The sequence below is a fragment of the Marivita sp. S0852 genome, assembly GCF_046591575.1.
GTDB lineage: Bacteria > Pseudomonadota > Alphaproteobacteria > Rhodobacterales > Rhodobacteraceae > Marivita.
Window position 1 is genome coordinate 293,327 of record NZ_JBIQWA010000001.1, and the last position, 16,319, is coordinate 309,645.

Below are 16,319 nucleotides of genomic sequence, written 5' to 3' on the forward strand. Positions count from 1 at the left end.
GGCGCAAAACGGCCGTCCGGAATGGGGGCGGCCATTATTTCGTGGAGGGTTTGAACGGCTTCATTCCCTCGCGCGCCAATTCATCAGCGCGTTCATTTTCGGGATGCCCCGCATGACCTTTGACCCATTCCCATGTCACATCATGGCGCGCCTGCGCCTCGTCCAGCCGCTGCCACAGCTCGACATTTTTGACCGGCTTTTTGTTGGCAGTTTTCCAACCATTGCGTTTCCAGCCATGAATCCACCCGGTCACACCGTTTTTGACATAGGCACTGTCAGTGATGATGGTCAGGGTTGAGGGGCGTTCCAGCGTTTCCAGCGCCATGATCGCAGCGAGCAATTCCATGCGGTTATTGGTGGTGTTTGCTTCACCGCCAGACAAGCTGCGTTCTTTAACGACGGTGTCGCCGTCTTTGGCTTGCAGCAGAACACCCCAGCCACCAGGGCCGGGATTTCCGGAACATGCTCCGTCAGTGTAGGCGAATAAGTCAGGCATAAGAGAGGATGGAGAACCACGCCGCCATGCTGCCGTCAAGCCCGCGATCACGCCCCTGGCGCACATCACCGGTTCTAAACCCGTGAATATGCAGCAGGGCGGTCATCTCGGACACGGTGTAATACGCATAGCGTCGCCCCAACCGATCCCGTGCTTCCCCAGTGCCTTCTTTGACGGCGATATGAAAACGGCCATTCGGCTTTAACGCCGTGTGTATCGCGGCAAGATGCCGGGGCATGTCCGCCCGAGGCGCATGCAACAGACTGAAATTCGCCCATATCCCGTCATACCGCTGCACGGCATCGAGATCGTCAAAACTAGCGGTCCACGCCGCAACGCCCTCAATGCGCGCGGTCAGCGCTGTCATTTCGGGTGACGCGTCCATCGCATCGACAATCAGCCCGGCGCGCACCATGTGGCGACAGGATGTGCCCGGACCACATCCAAGATCCAGCACATGCCCGCGTTCGGGTAACCCCTCCATAAATGCTACAAGACTGTCACTTGGGCTGTCAGAGGCATCCAATTGGCCGTATTCCTCGGCGCGGGCATTATAGACGTCAATGGTCTGGCGATCCGTCACCAGAACACACCAACGCTCAGGGAAATCACCACAAGCGACGTCAGCAAAACGCGCAGCTGCATCCACCATTTCGGCGCAAGACCCCAGTGCCAGAATGCGTAATCCAAAACCAAAAGCCCCAGAAATCCGAAAATCAGGTTGGTGCCAGCCGACACCGGGCCACCGCCAGTCATGAAAAATGCCCACAGCGCCGGGATCACCGAAAGCGCATATCCCGTTGCAGCCTGCCCGCCCTGCGCTTTGGTGGAAAATCCCCACAACACACCGGACATGAAGCTTAGGATCACCATCCCATAGGACAATTGAACATATGGTCCGATGAAACGCGGGCCAAGTGTGTCCAACCCCCATTGCGCAAGAGGATCAGACAACAACGTAAAAGCACCCCAGACAAACGGGATGACACCAGCAAGGCCAAGGCTTAGGGCAGAACGAGGAATAGAGGTCATGGCTGGCTCCGATAAGATGCGGCTCGTTGCGCCAGATAGATCATGCACGTTCCAACGCCAAGCGACCAGCAAGCGCTGCAAAGATCCCCGCGAATGACCGATTAAGCCAAAGCATCACGCGCTCACTTCCCAACAACCATGTCCGCGCCGCAGCGGCAAACACACCGTAAAATACGAAAACCACAAAGGTCAGCGCCATAAAGACCGCACCCAACAGCGCCATTTCAAATGTCGCCGTCGCAGGATTGCCGCTTAGGAAGGGCGGCAACAGGGCAAGAAAAAAGATCGACAGTTTCGGATTGAAGGATATTGATCAGTGCGCCGCGTCGCGCAATACGCAGGCCACGTTCGGCGGTCTTGTCAGCCGAAACCGCCAATGCACCACCCGATTTCAACGCTTGCCACGCAAGATAAAGAAGGTACGCCACGCCCGCGAACTTTACGATGTTGAACAAAAGAGCAGAGGTATGCAGCAAAGCCGCAAGACCAAGCGTCGCCGCGAGAAGATGCGGCACAATCCCAAAAGTGCACCCCAGGGCGGCCCAGATCGCGGGCCAGCGCTCCTGGCCCAGCCCAATGGCCAAAGTGTAAATCACACCTGTACCGGGCGCGATGACGACAACAAACGCTGTCAGCAGGAATTGCAGGGAGAGCATATCAGGTCCTTTCCGGGTGCGATGCCGTGACGCTATACATTTCACCTCGAATGATCTAGACGACCCCCTTTGGCGCTGCCGCCTTTTCGTTCGATGAAAGACCTCCCCCGTGAAAACTGCCCTGCAAGCCGCGCTTGATGCGCGTGGATATGACAAACTGACACCCGTGCAAGACGCTGTTCTTGCGCCTGAACTGGACGGCAAGGATTTGCTTGTCTCGGCACAAACCGGGTCGGGCAAGACGCTTGGGTTTGGTCTTGCCATTGCGCCCACGATTCTGGGCGACGCAGAGGCGTTCGGCGCGGCGGATGCGCCTTTGGCGCTGATCATCGCGCCCACGCGGGAACTGGCGCTACAGGTAAAGCGTGAATTGGCCTGGCTTTACGCTCAGGCCGGTGTCGTGATGGCATCGACTGTGGGCGGCATGGACATGCGCGATGAACGTCGGGCGTTGGCCCGTGGCGCGCATATCGTCGTCGCCACGCCGGGTCGTCTGCGCGACCATATCATGCGGGGGTCGATCGACCTGTCGCACTGCCGCGCGGTGGTGCTGGACGAAGCGGACGAGATGCTGGATCTTGGCTTCCGCGAAGACCTTGAGTTTATCCTTGGCGAAGCGCCCGAAGATCGCCAGACCCTGCTGTTTTCGGCCACCGTGCCCAAGATGATCGTCAATCTTGCCAAAAGCTATCAGCGCGATGCCGTGCGCGTGGTCACTAAATCCGAAACCAGCCAGCACGCCGATATCACCTACCGCGCGATGCAGGTTGCGGATCGCGATACCGACAACGCCGTGATCAACACGCTGCGCTATTACGAAGCGCCCAACGCCATCGTTTTTGCCAACACCCGCGCGATGGTGAACCGCCTGACGACACGTCTGTCGAACCGCGGGTTTCAAGTGGTGGCGTTGTCGGGGGAATTGTCCCAGTCTGAGCGCACCCACGCGCTGCAAGCGATGCGCGACGGGCGTGCGCAGGTCTGTGTGGCAACGGATGTGGCGGCACGGGGAATCGACCTTCCCAATCTTGATTTGGTGGTTCATGCCGAACTGCCGTCGAACCACGAAACCCTGCTGCACCGCTCTGGCCGAACGGGTCGCGCCGGGCGCAAAGGCGTTTCGGCTCTGATCGTCACACCCAAGGTGCGCAAGAAAGCTGAGCGTATTCTGGGCATGGCCAAGCTCAAATCCGAATGGGGCCCAGCCCCGTCAGCGGACGAAGTCCTTGCCCGCGACGAAGATCGAATGTTTGCCGATCCCGACTGGAACACACCGGTCAGTGCTTCCGAGGCTAGCGTCGTTGCGCGTCTGGTCGCTGAGAAGACCCCGGAACAGTTGGCCGCTGCCTATGTTCGGATGTTCCGCGAACAACATACGGCCCCGGAAGAATTGTCCGATCCCAAGGCCAAACCTGCCAAGCGCGAAGAGTTTGGCGCAAGCGTCTGGTTTGCCGTGTCAGGCGGCCGCGCCGCCGATGCGGAACCACGCCGCATTCTGCCCATGGTGTGTGGAGCCGGGGATCTGGACAAGGACGACATTGGCGCGATCCGCATTCAGCAGGATCATTCACTGGTGCAGATCAAGGAATCTTCTGTCGCGCGGTTCCTGAACGCCGTTGGTCCGGGCATGGAGTTGGAAAAAGGCGTCAACCTGACCAAGCTCGACAAAGCGCCGGAGTTCGAGCGCGGTGGTCCGCGCCCCGGTGGCAACCGGGGGCCAAAGTCGGATCGGAAGCCACACCGCGATGGCCCAAAGCCAGAACGCGCACCGCGTTCTGAAGACAAACGGCCAGACCAATCCGCACCCGTCTCCACGGACACCCCGACCAAAGCCAAGGCGAACGATGCCGCGCCGATTGACTGGAACGATGCACCCGCGCCCCGGGTCAGAAAGCCGAAACCGGCGGACCGCAAACCGACGGGGAAACCCGGCGGGAAGTCAGGTGCCCCAACGCGCGATCGCAAACCGTATGAGAGTAAACCCGGCGGAGAGCGCCCGCCCCGCAGAGACCGCGACGGGTCTGTCACGACTTACAAAGGCAAAGGCGGCAAGCCCAAAGGCCCGCCCCCGCCCGAAGGCAAACCTGACAGCAAGAAGAACATCGCGCGCCGCGCGGCTGCGACCGACCCATCACAAAGCATGCGCAAGCCGCGGGCCGGGGCATCGAAACCCGGTGGCAAGTTCAAAGGCAAATCGTCAGGGAAACCGGGCGGCAAGTTTGGCGGGAAACCAGGCGGGAAGCGATAACAGGTCGGGTGTACGTTTTGCACGCTTCCGACACACAGATCATCAGGCTGTTTGGCGCAGCACGCGGGGCACTTTGAATTCGACGTTCTCGACAGCGGTCTCGACCACCTCCATCGTCACGTCGAACTTGTCCCGGAACGCGTCAATCACCTCGTTGATCAGCTCTTCGGGCGCGCTGGCCCCTGCGGTGATGCCGATGGACGAAATCCCGTCCAACGCCCGCCAGTCGATATCAGCAGCCCGTTGAACAAGCTGCGAATAGGAACACCCTGCCTTGCTGCCCACTTCGACCAACCGTTTGGAATTGGATGAATTGGGTGCCCCCACAACCAGCATCGCATCGCATTTCGGGGCCATCGCCTTGACCGCTTCCTGACGATTTGTGGTCGCGTAGCAAATGTCTTCCTTGTGTGGGCCGACAATGTTCGGAAACCGCGTCTTCAGGGCCGCGACGATGTCGATGGTGTCATCCACCGACAGCGTTGTTTGCGTGACAAAGGCCAGCTTTTCGGGGTCGCGGACTTCAACCGTCGCAACATCCTCAACGGTTTCGACCAAAAGCACTTCGCCGTCCGGCAATTGGCCCATGGTCCCAACGGTTTCGGGATGACCTTCATGGCCGATCATGACCATCTGCAAGCCGTTGTCGTGGTGCCGCGCCGCTTCGATATGCACCTTGCTGACCAGTGGGCAGGTGGCATCCACATAGATCATTTTGCGCTTGGCCGCTGCTGCGGGCACCGCTTTGGGCACGCCATGCGCCGAGAAAATCACCGGGCGGTCATCAGGGCATTGATCAAGCTCTTCAACAAAAACTGCGCCCTTGTCACGCAGACCATCGACCACGAATTTATTGTGAACAATCTCGTGGCGCACATAAACGGGCGCACCCCATTTATCCAAGGCCATCTCAACGATCTTGATCGCACGGTCGACCCCGGCGCAGAAACCGCGCGGAGCAGCAAGGTAGACAGTAAGAGGTTGCTTTGTCATGGCGGTCTCCGGTGTTGAACCTAGAGGTAAAACGTCTGTGTCCCAGAATCCAGTGCGTTCCACTGTGCACGATCACGTGACTTGACCTTCCAGCGCAGGAACCGCGTTCATCGGGCAAAAACGAAGGACATTCAGAAATGCGAAACGCAATATTGATCGGCAGCGCAACATGTCTTGCTGTCGCCGGGGGGCTGGCGCTCTTTTTGGGATCTGGTGCCAATGGCCAGGAATCGGGTCTTCCTTATACCGACACGGCGCGCGTTGCAGCCGGTGCCGTGGTGTACCAGGATTATTGCGCGAGTTGCCACGGTGCCAACCTTGAGGGCGAGCCGAACTGGAAAACCCCGGATGCCGACGGGTATCTTCCCGCCCCTCCTCATGACCCGACAGGGCATACATGGCACCATGATGACGCCCTATTGATCCAGATCGTGACCCACGGCACAGAAGCCATCGTTGGCGGCACATACAAATCGCGGATGGAAGGCTACGGTGACATTTTGACCGCGGACGAGATCCTGAATGTTCTGGCCTATATCAAAAGCACATGGCCGGACGAGGTGCGCGATATACACAACGAAATCAATGCGAGGTCTGCCGGGAACGGTTAAATACGCTGTTGGCAGAATGGAGAACCGTTGGGCCAGCACCTTGCCTGGATGGCGGCGCATCGCGCGCGCCGCCTGCAATCCGATTAAAACGCCTGTGCGGTTAACCACGCAACCGCCATGTAGCGCACGGTTTTGGCGATGGTGACCAGCAAAAAGAACAACCACACGTTTGTGCGCATTACACCGGCCACGATGGTTAACGCATCACCCAGCGGCATCCAGCTGACCAAAAGGCTCCAAACCCCGTATTTCAGATACCAGTCGCGCGCGCGATCCAGTTGCGCTTGCGTGACGGGAAACCATCTACGGCCCCGGAACCGTTCAATGTAAAGACCAAGCGCAAAGTTCAGCCCGGAGCCAAGAATATTGCCGATACTCGCCACGATTATGATCCACGCGATCGGAATTTCGCCTTTCACCTGAAGGGCGATAAACACGATTTCGGATTGGAACGGCAGAATTGTTGCCGCGCCGAACGCCGCAATGAAAAGCCCGCTTAACGCGAGAATGTCATTCCACATGGATCGTTCGGCGCAGGATCAAGCTTAGGATTCTTCCGCAGCCACCGGCTGGCGATCTGGCATCGGATCACGCGGGGGGCGCCCGACAACATCGCGCAGTTCATCCAATTCGATAAAGTTATCCGCCTGACGGCGCAATTCATCCGCAATCATTGGCGGCTGGCTACGGATGGTCGACACGACAGACACCCGCACACCTTTGCGTTGCAAGCTGTCCACCAGCGGTCGGAAATCGCCATCTCCGGAAAACAACACGATGTGATCGACGTGGTCTGCCAGTTCCATGGCATCAACGCAAAGTTCGATGTCCATATTGCCTTTCACCTTACGGCGGCCCTGGCTGTCAGTGTATTCTTTCGCGGGCTTCGTGCGCATGTTGAAGCCGTTGTAATGAAGCCAATCCACCAAGGGCCGGATCGGAGAATACTCGTCATTCTCAAGCAAGGCCGTGTAGTAGAACGCACGCAGCAATTTGCCCCGACGCAGAAACTCCTGCCGCAGAAGTTTGTAGTCAATGTCGAAACCGAGAGACTTGGCTGCGGCGTAAAGATTGGAGCCGTCAATAAACAGCGCCAACCGCTCATCTTTGTAGAACATGAATTTCGCCTTTCAAAAAATTTGCACCTGAAGCCGACATTCGGGAGTGGTTTGATCCGAAGCCTCATGGCCAAGCTGCGTGGCGTGATTTAATGACTCGATTGCATATGGCAAGGTGCCAATTCCGAACACACTGATTTATGTAAAGTAATTATGAACGATTTCTACATCGCTTTGGGTGCTAATTTACCGTCAAGCAAAGGTTCGCCGAGCAAGACGCTGAAATCAGCTGTGCAAATTCTGGAAAAACCAGGGGTTTCGGTTGTGGCCACAAGCCGGTTCTACCAGACACCGTGCTTTCCGCCCGGTGCCGGCCCCGATTACATTAACGCAGCGGTCCATCTTCGATCCGACCTGACACCAGAGGCCCTACTTGAAAACCTGCACGCCATCGAAGCCGATTTTGGCCGGGAACGGATCGAACGGTGGGGTATGCGGACACTCGATCTTGACCTTCTGGCCTGCGGGTCTCGAATTTTACCCGATCTAGAGACATATAATGCATGGCGCGCCTTGTCGCCGGAGGCGCAGAAAGCGTCTGCACCGGACAGGTTGATCCTCCCCCACCCGCGTTTGCAGGACCGTGCATTTGTGCTTGTGCCGTTGCGGGATATTGCGGCAGAGTGGCGACATCCGGTCCTGCACAAGACCGTGGATGACATGTACAATGCCCTCTCGCCAGACGATTTGGCAGAGATCATCCCCCTGTGACCTTTATTGACTTGAATTCATCCAGTCAGGCGGATATCTAACAGCCTCTTATAAGCTGCCCGATGAATTGGAGTGTTCCATGGCCCGCGTAACGGTTGAAGATTGCGTTGATAAAGTCCCAAATCGTTTTGAACTGGTGATGCTTGCTGCACACCGGGCGCGTGAAATATCCAGCGGCGCTGCGATTACTGTCGATCGTGACAACGACAAGAACCCTGTTGTTGCCCTTCGCGAGATTGCTGACGAAACGCAATCTGCGGACGAACTTCGCGAACGGCTGATCGAATCGAATCAGACGCAGATCGAAGTTGACGAACCCGAAGAGGACGCGATGGCGCTGCTTATGGGCGCGGAGCCGGACAAACCGGCAGAAGACGACCTTTCCGAAGAGAAACTGCTGCGCGCTTTGATGGAGGCGCAGGGCCAGGGCTAAGGCGCGCGGCGATGCGGGCCACATGAGAATGAGGCGCCGATGATCGCGGCAGACGACCTTATTGCGCTGGTGCGCAATTATAACCCCAAAACGAACGAAGCGCTGATCCGCGATGCCTATGAATACGGGCGCGCCATGCACGAGGGCCAGACGCGTCATTCCGGCGAGCCGTATTTTTCGCATCCCGTTGCTGTTGCCGCAATCCTGACCGAGCAGCAGCTGGATGACGCAACCATCGTCACGGCGATACTGCACGATACCATCGAAGATACGAAATCCACCTTTTCCGAGATTTCCAACCGCTTTGGTCCAGAGGTCGCGATGCTTGTCGATGGCGTGACCAAGCTGACCAACCTTCAACTCTCTAGCTCTGAAACCAAGCAGGCCGAGAATTTCCGCAAACTGTTCATGGCGATGTCCAAGGACCTGCGCGTTATACTGGTCAAACTTGCCGACCGTCTGCACAACATGCGCACCATCAAGGCCATGCGCCCGGAAAAGCAGGTTCAGAAAGCACGCGAGACGATGGATATCTATGCGCCGCTGGCAGGGCGCATGGGGATGCAATGGATGCGGGAAGAGCTGGAAGATCTGGCCTTTCGCGTTCTTAATCCCGAAGGCCGCGCCAGCATCATCCGTCGGTTCATCACGTTGCAGAAAGAAACCGGTGACGTCATTCACCGCATCACCAGCGACATGCGCACAGAGCTGGCGAAGGCTGGCGTCGATGCCGAAGTGTTCGGGCGTGCGAAAAAGCCCTATTCGATCTGGCGCAAGATGCAGGAGAAAGAGATCGGGTTTTCACGCCTGTCCGACATCTATGGCTTTCGCATCATCACCGCGTCCAAGGCAGAGTGTTACGTTGTGCTTGGCGTTATTCACCAACGCTGGCGCGCGATCCCGGGTCGGTTCAAGGATTATATCAGCGAACCGAAATCAAACGGCTACCGGTCGATCCACACTACGGTGTCCGGGCGCGACGGCAAGCGGGTCGAAGTGCAGATCCGCACCCGCCAGATGCACGATGTCGCCGAAACCGGTGTCGCCGCGCATTGGTCATACCGTGACGGCGTGCGCGGTGAAAACCCCTTTGCGGTTGATCCGGCAAAATGGGTCGCCTCCCTGACCGAACAATTTGACGAGGAAGACGATCACGAAGACTTCCTTGAAGCGGTCAAATTGGAAATGTACCCCGACAAGGTGTTTTGCTTCACACCCAAGGGCGATGTCGTCAAACTGCCCCGAGGTGCGACACCGCTTGATTTTGCATATGCTATTCACACGCGTATTGGCTCTGGCTGTGTCGGCGCAAAGGTCGACGGGATTCGCGTTCCGCTTTGGACCCGGCTGAAAAACGGCCAATCGGTCGACATCATTACCGCCGAGGGGCAATCCCCGCAGGCGACCTGGCTGGATATTGTCACAACCGGGAAAGCGAAATCTGCAATCCGCCGCACCCTCAGAGAAGCCGGGCGCGAGCGGTTTGCCCAGCTGGGTCGTGAACTTGCACGTTCCGCCTTTGAAAATGTTGGCAAAAAAGCCAGCGACAAAGTGCTTGAGATGGCTGCTCGCAATCTCCGGATCGACACGGCACAGGAGCTGCTGGCGCGTTTGGGCAGCGCCGAGATGTCAGCGCGCGAGGCGGTCGAGGCAGTATATCCCGATCTTGCACCGCAACCGGTGGAATTTGTTGAAATGCAAAGCGCTGTGATCGGCCTGAACGCCGGTCAGGCATTCGATCGCGCCCCGTGTTGTCAACCGCTTCCGGGGGAACGCATTGTCGGCATCACCGAACGGGGCCGCGGCGTCACCGTTCACAGTATTGATTGCGGCGCATTGGCGACATACGAGGATCAACCCACACGATGGCTTGACCTGCATTGGGCCACCGGCCACCATCCTCCGGTTTATGTCGTTTCCCTGGAGCTGACCATCGGCAATGACGCTGGTGTCCTGGGACGGATTTGCACATTGATCGGAGAACAGAAGGCCAATATCTCGGATCTGAACTTTGTGGATCGCAAACCAGATTTTTACAGACTGCTGCTAGATGTCGATCTGAGTGATGCAAACCATTTGCATTCGGTCATGTCGGCCTTGGAAGCGGAAAGCGATGTAGCATCTGTTGTGCGAAGACGGGATCCCGCTTTGTCGGTGCAAACGGCTGCGGCCGAATAGAAAGATCGAAGGAACAAGGATTGGTATTCAAACGGCGGGACCGGCGGTCAATGTGGACCACGCTCCGCGAGGCCCTGTGGCCGCGTGGCGGCTGGACCCGTGCCGCCCGCTATGTCCAGCATCGTTTGAACCGACTGCCTGACCCACCTGAACGCATTGCGCGGGGCATTTTTGCCGGTGTTCTGACCACATTCACGCCGTTTTACGGACTGCATTTTGTGACGGCTGCGGTCATCGCCTGGGTGATGCGGGGCAATATTCTGGCCGCACTACTGTCTACGTTTTTCGGAAACCCGCTGACCTATGTTCCGATCACCGTTGTATCCTTGCAAACCGGGTATTGGTTGCTTGGCCTTGGAGAGGTGATTCACGAACACGGCACGGTAGGCTATAAATTCGCCAAAGCGGGCGAAGATCTTTGGCAAAACTTTCGGGCACTGTTCACCCAGACTGAACCGGAATGGTCCGGCCTGACCATCTTTTTTGACGAAGTGTTTTTTCCCTGGCTTGTCGGTGGCATCATTCCGGGCATTATCAGCGGTTTAATCTGCTATTATCTGTCCGTTCCCTTGATCCGGGCCTACCAGAACCGGCGCAAGGGCGTTTTGAAGGCGAAACTTGCCGCTTTGAAGAAAAAGAAGAAACAGGCTGACGACGGGCAAGCAGCAGACTAGGTTCTGCCCCAACACAGGAGGCGAGAATGACTAAGTATGCAGGCCCTTTGCGGTTAGGTGTGAACATTGACCACGTCGCAACCGTGCGCAACGCACGCGGGGGCGACACCCCCGACCCGACCCGCGCTGCAAAAATCGCGCAAGACGCCGGTGCCGATGGCATCACCGCTCATCTGCGCGAAGATCGCCGCCACATCCGCGACGAAGACATCGAACACCTGATGGATGTTCTGACCGTACCACTGAACTTTGAGATGGCCGCGACACAGGAAATGCAGGACATCGCCCTGCGCCACAAGCCGCATGCCGTATGCATTGTCCCGGAAAAACGCGAAGAGCGGACCACTGAAGGCGGGTTGGAAGTGGCGCGCGAAGAAAACAAATTGGCCGGCTATATCGCACCACTGCGCGAGGCCGGGTGCCGCGTGTCGATCTTTATTGCAGCCGACGAACGTCAGATCACCGCAGCGCACCGGATCGGGGCACAGGTCATCGAATTGCACACCGGTGCCTATTGCGATGCCCATGCCGAAGGTCGGTTTGACGAACGGGATCGTGAATTGGAGGCGATGCGCGAAATGGCGCAATACGCGCACTCCCTTGGGCTAGAGGTGCATGCCGGGCATGGTCTGACCTATGATTGTGTGCAGCCCATCGCAGCGCTGCCCGAGGTGGTTGAACTCAATATCGGGCACTTCCTGATCGGCGAAGCGGTTTTCCTGGGTCTGGCACCTGCCATTCACAAGATGCGCGCCGTCATGGACGAAGCCCGCGCCTGAGTTCGCAACCATGGCGCGCAGGGTCATTGCGGTTATTGCGTTGCTGGGTGCAATCGTGTCGATTTTCATCCTTGAATCGGCGCGGTTCGGGCTGGATGATTCTGACCACATGGTCGGTGACACACCGGTCACGACACTGTCTCGCAACGGCGCGGACGGCCCGCATGTTGTGGTGGCCCACGGTTTTGCCGGGTCCCGAGAGATGATGCAGGGATATGCGCATGTTCTGGCCCAGGCCGGATATCGCGTCCATATGTTCGATTTCGAAGGCCACGGTGCGCACCCGCGGCCCATGTCGGGGGATGTGACGCGCATTGATGGCACCACACAGCGCCTCATGGCCCAGACCCGCGCGGTCATTGACGACATCGACAGCAACACACCGGTTGCCCTTCTTGGTCACTCGATGGCAACAGACGTGCTGGTCCGCGTGTCAGCAGAGGTCGATCAGCCCGGACCATTGGTTCTGTTATCTGCATTCTCGCAGGCCGTGACTGCCGATATGCCGCAAGACATGCTGCTGATCTCGGGCCAATGGGAGCCGCCTCTGCGGGACTTTGCCCTGAGGGCCGCCCGCATGGTACAGCCCGACGCGTCCGAAGGAGAGATTGTGCAGAACGGAGATGTCATCCGGTCTGCGCAGGTGGCCCCCTTCACCGAACACGTCGCAATCTTGCAATCTCGCGCCGGTCGCGCCGACGCGGTGGCGTGGTTGAACCGGGCATATGGGCGCGACGAAACGGTCTCTGTGCCGCCCACGGGCTGGGCGTTTCTTTCTCTTATGGCAGCAATCACAATTCTTGCTGCCCCGGTTGCACGGCTGATTGTGCCACCCACGAACCTCCCCTGCAAACCAGACCTGCCAATGTGGAAATTTGCGGCGGTTCTGGGTGTGCCCATGATCCTCGCCCCGGGCATTGCGGGTATCTTTGATATCAATGTTCTGCCAGTTCTGGTCGCGGATTATCTGGCGGTTCATCTGGGACTCTACGGCCTTATCACGCTGTTGATGCTGCATCTTGTCACCAGAGGCCACGGCTATGGGCGCTTTCAGACTGCGGCGTTTCTGGGTCTCCTTGTGTGGGGCATCGGTGTCTTTGGTCTTGCACTGGATCGCTATGGCGCGAACTTCTTTCCTGTGGCCGAACGATTGCCGATCATCGCGGCTCTCGCCATGGGTGCGGTCCCGTTCATGATGGCCGATGCACTGGTGGCCTGGAAAGCCTCTGTCTGGCGGCGCATTGCGTCTCGCGTCGCGATTATCGTGTCTTTGGGCATCGCGGTCGCGCTGGATTTTGAAGGCTTGTTCTTTCTCATCATGATTGCGCCGGTCATTGTGCTGTTTTTCCTTGTCCACGGGGCCATGGGCCGGGCATTTGCCAAACGCGCGGGGCCTTTGACGGGCGGTCTAGCCCTGGGTCTGATTTTGGCATGGGCGCTTGGCGTCAGTTTCCCGATGTTTGCCGCAAGAGGAGCCTGAGATGATCATCGGCATCGGAACTGATCTTGCCAATATCGACCGCATCGCAGGCACGCTTGAGCGGTTTGGCGACAGGTTCCGCAACCGCGTCTTTACCCAGATCGAACAGCACAAGGCAGAACGCCGCCATGATACGGTTGGAACCTATGCCAAACGATGGGCCGCAAAAGAAGCCTGCTCAAAAGCGCTGGGAACCGGTTTGCGCATGGGTATCGCCTGGAAAGACATGTCCGTGCGCAACCTTCACACCGGCCAACCCATTATGGAGGTGACAGGATGGGCCAAACAACGTCTTGACGATCTTACCCCACCCGATCACGAGGCCATCATTCATGTGACGCTGACAGATGACCACCCCTGGGCGCAGGCAATGGTCCTGATCGAAGCGCGCCCCAAGTAACCCCACGTCGCTTGACACCTGCGCCGCCCCCGCTCATGTAGCGCCAGACAGTCGAGCAAAAGGCAGGACAATGGCGTCAGATACCAAAAAAGGCGGCGGGATCGTCGAAACGATCAAAACCGTGGTCTACGCGCTCTTGATCGCGGGCATCTTCCGGACGCTGTTCTTTCAGCCGTTCTGGATTCCTTCGGGGTCCATGAAGGACACTCTTCTGATCGGTGACTTTCTGTTCGTCAACAAAATGGCATATGGCTATTCCTATGCGTCGTGCCCGACATTGTTCTTGCCACAGATCGGCATTGATATCGACGCGACGGATATCTGCGGCTGGGCTGATGGCGACAACAGCCGTTTGTTCGGGTCTGAACCTGATCGCGGTGATGTGGCGGTGTTCCGCCATCCGGTCACGGGACGCGATTTCATCAAACGCGTTGTTGGTCTGCCCGGCGATGACATCCAAATGATCCGCGGCGTGTTGCACATCAACGGCACCGCGGTCGAGCTGGAACCCCAGCCCGCCTTTGAAGAAACCGCTGCACCGCAAGGCCCGCAAGGCCTGCGACCCCGCTGCGCCAACGGACCGGTGGGCACAGGTGGAACCTGTATCAAAGAGCGATTCCTGGAAACCCTGCCCAACGGCACCACCCATTCCATCCTGAATATCGGCAATCAGGGTTCTGACAACACGCCGGTGTATTCCGTGCCCGAGGGTCATTACTTTATGATGGGTGACAACCGCGACAATTCTTCTGACAGCCGCGTGCCAAGCATGGCCGGGGGCGTTGGCTTTGTGCCGTTCGAAAACCTTGTTGGCAAAGCCAATCGAGTGGTGTTTTCCTCTGCCGGGTCGTCCATGTTGTATTTCTGGACATGGCGCCGCGACCGCTTTTTCGAAAAGATCGAATAATGAAACTGTCGGCTGATCTGCAGGCGCTGTCAAAGCGTTTGGGGCATCGGTTCGAAAGCCCGTCCCTGCTGGTGCGCGCGGTGACACATGCGTCTCGCGCCGGACCGAACCGCGACGACAACCAGCGATTGGAATTTCTGGGGGACCGTGTGCTGGGTCTTGTGATGGCCGAGGCTCTTCTTGCCGAAGACCCATCTGCATCCGAAGGACAACTTGCCCCAAGGTTCAACGCACTGGTCCGCAAAGAAACCTGCGCCGATGTTGCGCGTGAAATAAATCTTGGCGACGCTCTCAAACTTGGCAGGTCTGAAATGCTGTCCGGCGGGCGGCGTAAACAGGCCCTGCTGGGCGATGCCATGGAGGCCGTGATTGCCGCCGTCTATCAGGATGCTGGATTCGACGCCGCCAAGGCAATGACACTTCGATTGTGGGGCAACCGCATCGGATCAGTCAAAGAAGACGCCCGCGACGCCAAAACCGCCTTGCAGGAATGGGCACAGGCCCGTGGCATGTCTCCGCCAGACTATCTTGAAGTCTCGCGTGACGGCCCCGACCATGCCCCTGTCTTCGTCATCTCTGCACGGCTTTCGAATGGCAAAACAGCCGAGGCCACAGCCGGATCAAAGCGCCTCGCAGAACAGGCAGCTGCCAGAGCATTACTGGCAAAAGTGGAAAAGAGCGGATCGTGAGCGACAATCTCAGGGGCAGCCTTTTCATGATGCTGGCCATGCTGGGATTCGCCATCGAAGACGCGTTTTTCAAAAGCGCAACCGGCTCTGGCGGTGTTTCTCCGGGCGTCGGCACGATGATTTTCGGCTTTTTCGGAACCGTCAGCTTTGCGCTGTTGGCGCATTGGAAACGGGAAGCTGTCTTTCGGCGCGCATATATCGAACGGCCCCTGCTGATCAGATCGGGTTTTGAGATCCTCGGACGCCTGTTCTTTGCACTCAGCCTTGCGTTTGTTCCTTTGTCGACAACATCGGCCATCCTTCAAGCCGCGCCCTTGATGGTGACGTTGGGCGCGGTTGTTGTTCTCAAAGAACCGGTCGGCATGCGCCGCTGGATCGCAATGATTGTTGGCTTTCTGGGGGTCTTGCTGATCCTGCGCCCCACGCCGTCCGGCTTTGATTCAACGGTAATCTTTGCGGTTCTGGGCATGATCGGCTTCGCCGGGCGTGACCTGATGACCCGCGCCAGCCCACCCGAAGTGTCATCGACCCAATTGGGCATTCTGGGATTTTTGATGGTGTTCATCGCGGGATGTGTCATCACAATCTTTGAAACCCCGACACTCGCCGCACCGACACCAACGGCGTTTGCGCTGATCATGGGAACCGCCGTGTCGGGGGTGTTTGCCTATAGCGCCCTGACCAAAGCGATGCGCACCGGAGAGGTGTCGGTGGTGGCACCGTTCCGCTATTCGCGTCTTCTGATTGCCCTTGCCATCGCATTCATTATCTTCGGAGAACGCCCTGACGCCCTGACACTGGTGGGAGCATCGCTTATTGTGGGAAGCGGAACCTACACGCTGATCCGCGGCGCACGCAAAGACGGGGCTGGTTCTGTCAGACAAACTGGCGTATGACGCCGGACTTCCAATAAC

The 16,319-nt window shown here is 58.0% G+C and carries 18 protein-coding genes and 1 pseudogene; 12 read left to right on the forward strand and 7 right to left on the reverse strand.

Features of this window, described 5'->3' with window-relative positions:
- Positions 1–34: 34 nt before the first annotated feature.
- The 4 genes and pseudogenes from rnhA to ACG74X_RS01490 form a co-directional block, all read right to left on the reverse strand.
- Positions 35–496, reverse strand: coding sequence for a ribonuclease HI (rnhA, locus tag ACG74X_RS01475; RefSeq protein WP_411232207.1), 462 nt, complete (start codon positions 494–496; stop codon positions 35–37).
- Positions 489–1,079, reverse strand: a complete 591-nt coding sequence (locus ACG74X_RS01480; RefSeq protein WP_411232208.1) for a class I SAM-dependent DNA methyltransferase — start codon at positions 1,077–1,079, stop codon at positions 489–491. The genes rnhA and ACG74X_RS01480 overlap by 8 nt, the downstream gene beginning before the upstream one ends.
- A complete protein-coding gene (locus ACG74X_RS01485) occupies positions 1,076–1,528 on the reverse strand; it encodes a DUF3429 domain-containing protein (protein WP_411232209.1) in 453 nt (150 codons plus the stop codon). Before ACG74X_RS01485 ends, ACG74X_RS01480 begins: the two co-directional genes overlap by 4 nt.
- 40 nt (positions 1,529–1,568) lie before the next feature.
- Positions 1,569–2,184, reverse strand: a pseudogene (locus tag ACG74X_RS01490) (LysE family translocator).
- A gap of 109 nt (positions 2,185–2,293) precedes the next feature.
- Here ACG74X_RS01490 and ACG74X_RS01495 point away from each other — a divergent pair.
- The gene (locus tag ACG74X_RS01495; RefSeq protein WP_411232211.1) at positions 2,294–4,432 is read left to right on the forward strand and encodes a DEAD/DEAH box helicase; all 2,139 of its coding nucleotides are present in this window, start codon (positions 2,294–2,296) and stop codon (positions 4,430–4,432) included.
- Positions 4,433–4,474: 42 nt separating this feature from the next.
- On the opposite strand, the gene ispH is transcribed toward ACG74X_RS01495, so the two are convergent.
- On the reverse strand, positions 4,475–5,425 hold the full coding sequence (ispH, locus tag ACG74X_RS01500) for a 4-hydroxy-3-methylbut-2-enyl diphosphate reductase (protein ID WP_411232213.1): 951 nt from the start codon (positions 5,423–5,425) through the stop codon (positions 4,475–4,477).
- 137 nt (positions 5,426–5,562) lie between these two features.
- Here ispH and ACG74X_RS01505 point away from each other — a divergent pair, with 137 nt between their 5' ends.
- The gene (locus ACG74X_RS01505) at positions 5,563–6,036 is read left to right on the forward strand and encodes a c-type cytochrome (protein WP_411232215.1); all 474 of its coding nucleotides are present in this window, start codon (positions 5,563–5,565) and stop codon (positions 6,034–6,036) included.
- Positions 6,037–6,119: 83 nt separating this feature from the next.
- On the opposite strand, the gene ACG74X_RS01510 is transcribed toward ACG74X_RS01505, so the two are convergent.
- Together ACG74X_RS01510 and ACG74X_RS01515 are read right to left on the reverse strand one after the other, a co-directional pair.
- Entirely contained in the window at positions 6,120–6,557 is a 438-nt protein-coding gene (locus ACG74X_RS01510; RefSeq protein ID WP_411232217.1) for a YqaA family protein, read from the reverse strand.
- 24 nt (positions 6,558–6,581) lie between these two features.
- Positions 6,582–7,154 (reverse strand): NYN domain-containing protein, encoded by a 573-nt coding sequence (locus tag ACG74X_RS01515; RefSeq protein WP_411232218.1) that lies wholly within the window; start codon positions 7,152–7,154, stop codon positions 6,582–6,584.
- A 153-nt stretch (positions 7,155–7,307) separates the two neighbouring features.
- Here ACG74X_RS01515 and folK point away from each other — a divergent pair, with 153 nt between their 5' ends.
- The 10 genes from folK to ACG74X_RS01565 all read left to right on the forward strand — a co-directional run bounded on the left by folK (position 7,308) and on the right by ACG74X_RS01565 (position 16,301).
- Positions 7,308–7,865 carry a 2-amino-4-hydroxy-6-hydroxymethyldihydropteridine diphosphokinase gene (gene folK, locus ACG74X_RS01520; RefSeq protein WP_411232219.1) on the forward strand — a complete coding sequence of 186 codons (558 nt, stop codon included), beginning with the start codon at positions 7,308–7,310 and terminating at the stop codon, positions 7,863–7,865.
- A 79-nt stretch (positions 7,866–7,944) separates the two neighbouring features.
- Positions 7,945–8,298, forward strand: coding sequence for a DNA-directed RNA polymerase subunit omega (gene rpoZ / locus ACG74X_RS01525; RefSeq protein WP_411232221.1), 354 nt, complete (start codon positions 7,945–7,947; stop codon positions 8,296–8,298).
- 39 nt (positions 8,299–8,337) lie between these two features.
- Positions 8,338–10,476 carry a RelA/SpoT family protein gene (locus ACG74X_RS01530; protein WP_411232223.1) on the forward strand — a complete coding sequence of 713 codons (2,139 nt, stop codon included), beginning with the start codon at positions 8,338–8,340 and terminating at the stop codon, positions 10,474–10,476.
- A gap of 20 nt (positions 10,477–10,496) precedes the next feature.
- Complete coding sequence (locus ACG74X_RS01535; RefSeq protein WP_411232225.1) at positions 10,497–11,150, forward strand: DUF2062 domain-containing protein; 654 nt, start codon at positions 10,497–10,499, stop codon at positions 11,148–11,150.
- A 26-nt stretch (positions 11,151–11,176) separates the two neighbouring features.
- On the forward strand, positions 11,177–11,929 hold the full coding sequence (locus ACG74X_RS01540; RefSeq protein WP_411232226.1) for a pyridoxine 5'-phosphate synthase: 753 nt from the start codon (positions 11,177–11,179) through the stop codon (positions 11,927–11,929).
- Between the two features lie 10 nt (positions 11,930–11,939).
- Positions 11,940–13,409, forward strand: coding sequence for an alpha/beta hydrolase (locus ACG74X_RS01545; protein WP_411232228.1), 1,470 nt, complete (start codon positions 11,940–11,942; stop codon positions 13,407–13,409).
- Between the two features lies 1 nt (position 13,410).
- Complete coding sequence (gene acpS, locus ACG74X_RS01550) at positions 13,411–13,809, forward strand: holo-ACP synthase (protein WP_411232229.1); 399 nt, start codon at positions 13,411–13,413, stop codon at positions 13,807–13,809.
- A 70-nt stretch (positions 13,810–13,879) separates the two neighbouring features.
- Positions 13,880–14,716 (forward strand): signal peptidase I, encoded by an 837-nt coding sequence (lepB, locus tag ACG74X_RS01555; RefSeq protein ID WP_411232231.1) that lies wholly within the window; start codon positions 13,880–13,882, stop codon positions 14,714–14,716.
- Positions 14,716–15,405 (forward strand): ribonuclease III, encoded by a 690-nt coding sequence (gene rnc, locus ACG74X_RS01560; RefSeq protein WP_411232233.1) that lies wholly within the window; start codon positions 14,716–14,718, stop codon positions 15,403–15,405. The genes lepB and rnc overlap by 1 nt, the downstream gene beginning before the upstream one ends.
- Positions 15,402–16,301 (forward strand): DMT family transporter, encoded by a 900-nt coding sequence (locus ACG74X_RS01565; protein WP_411232235.1) that lies wholly within the window; start codon positions 15,402–15,404, stop codon positions 16,299–16,301. The genes rnc and ACG74X_RS01565 overlap by 4 nt, the downstream gene beginning before the upstream one ends.
- Positions 16,302–16,319: the final 18 nt, after the last annotated feature.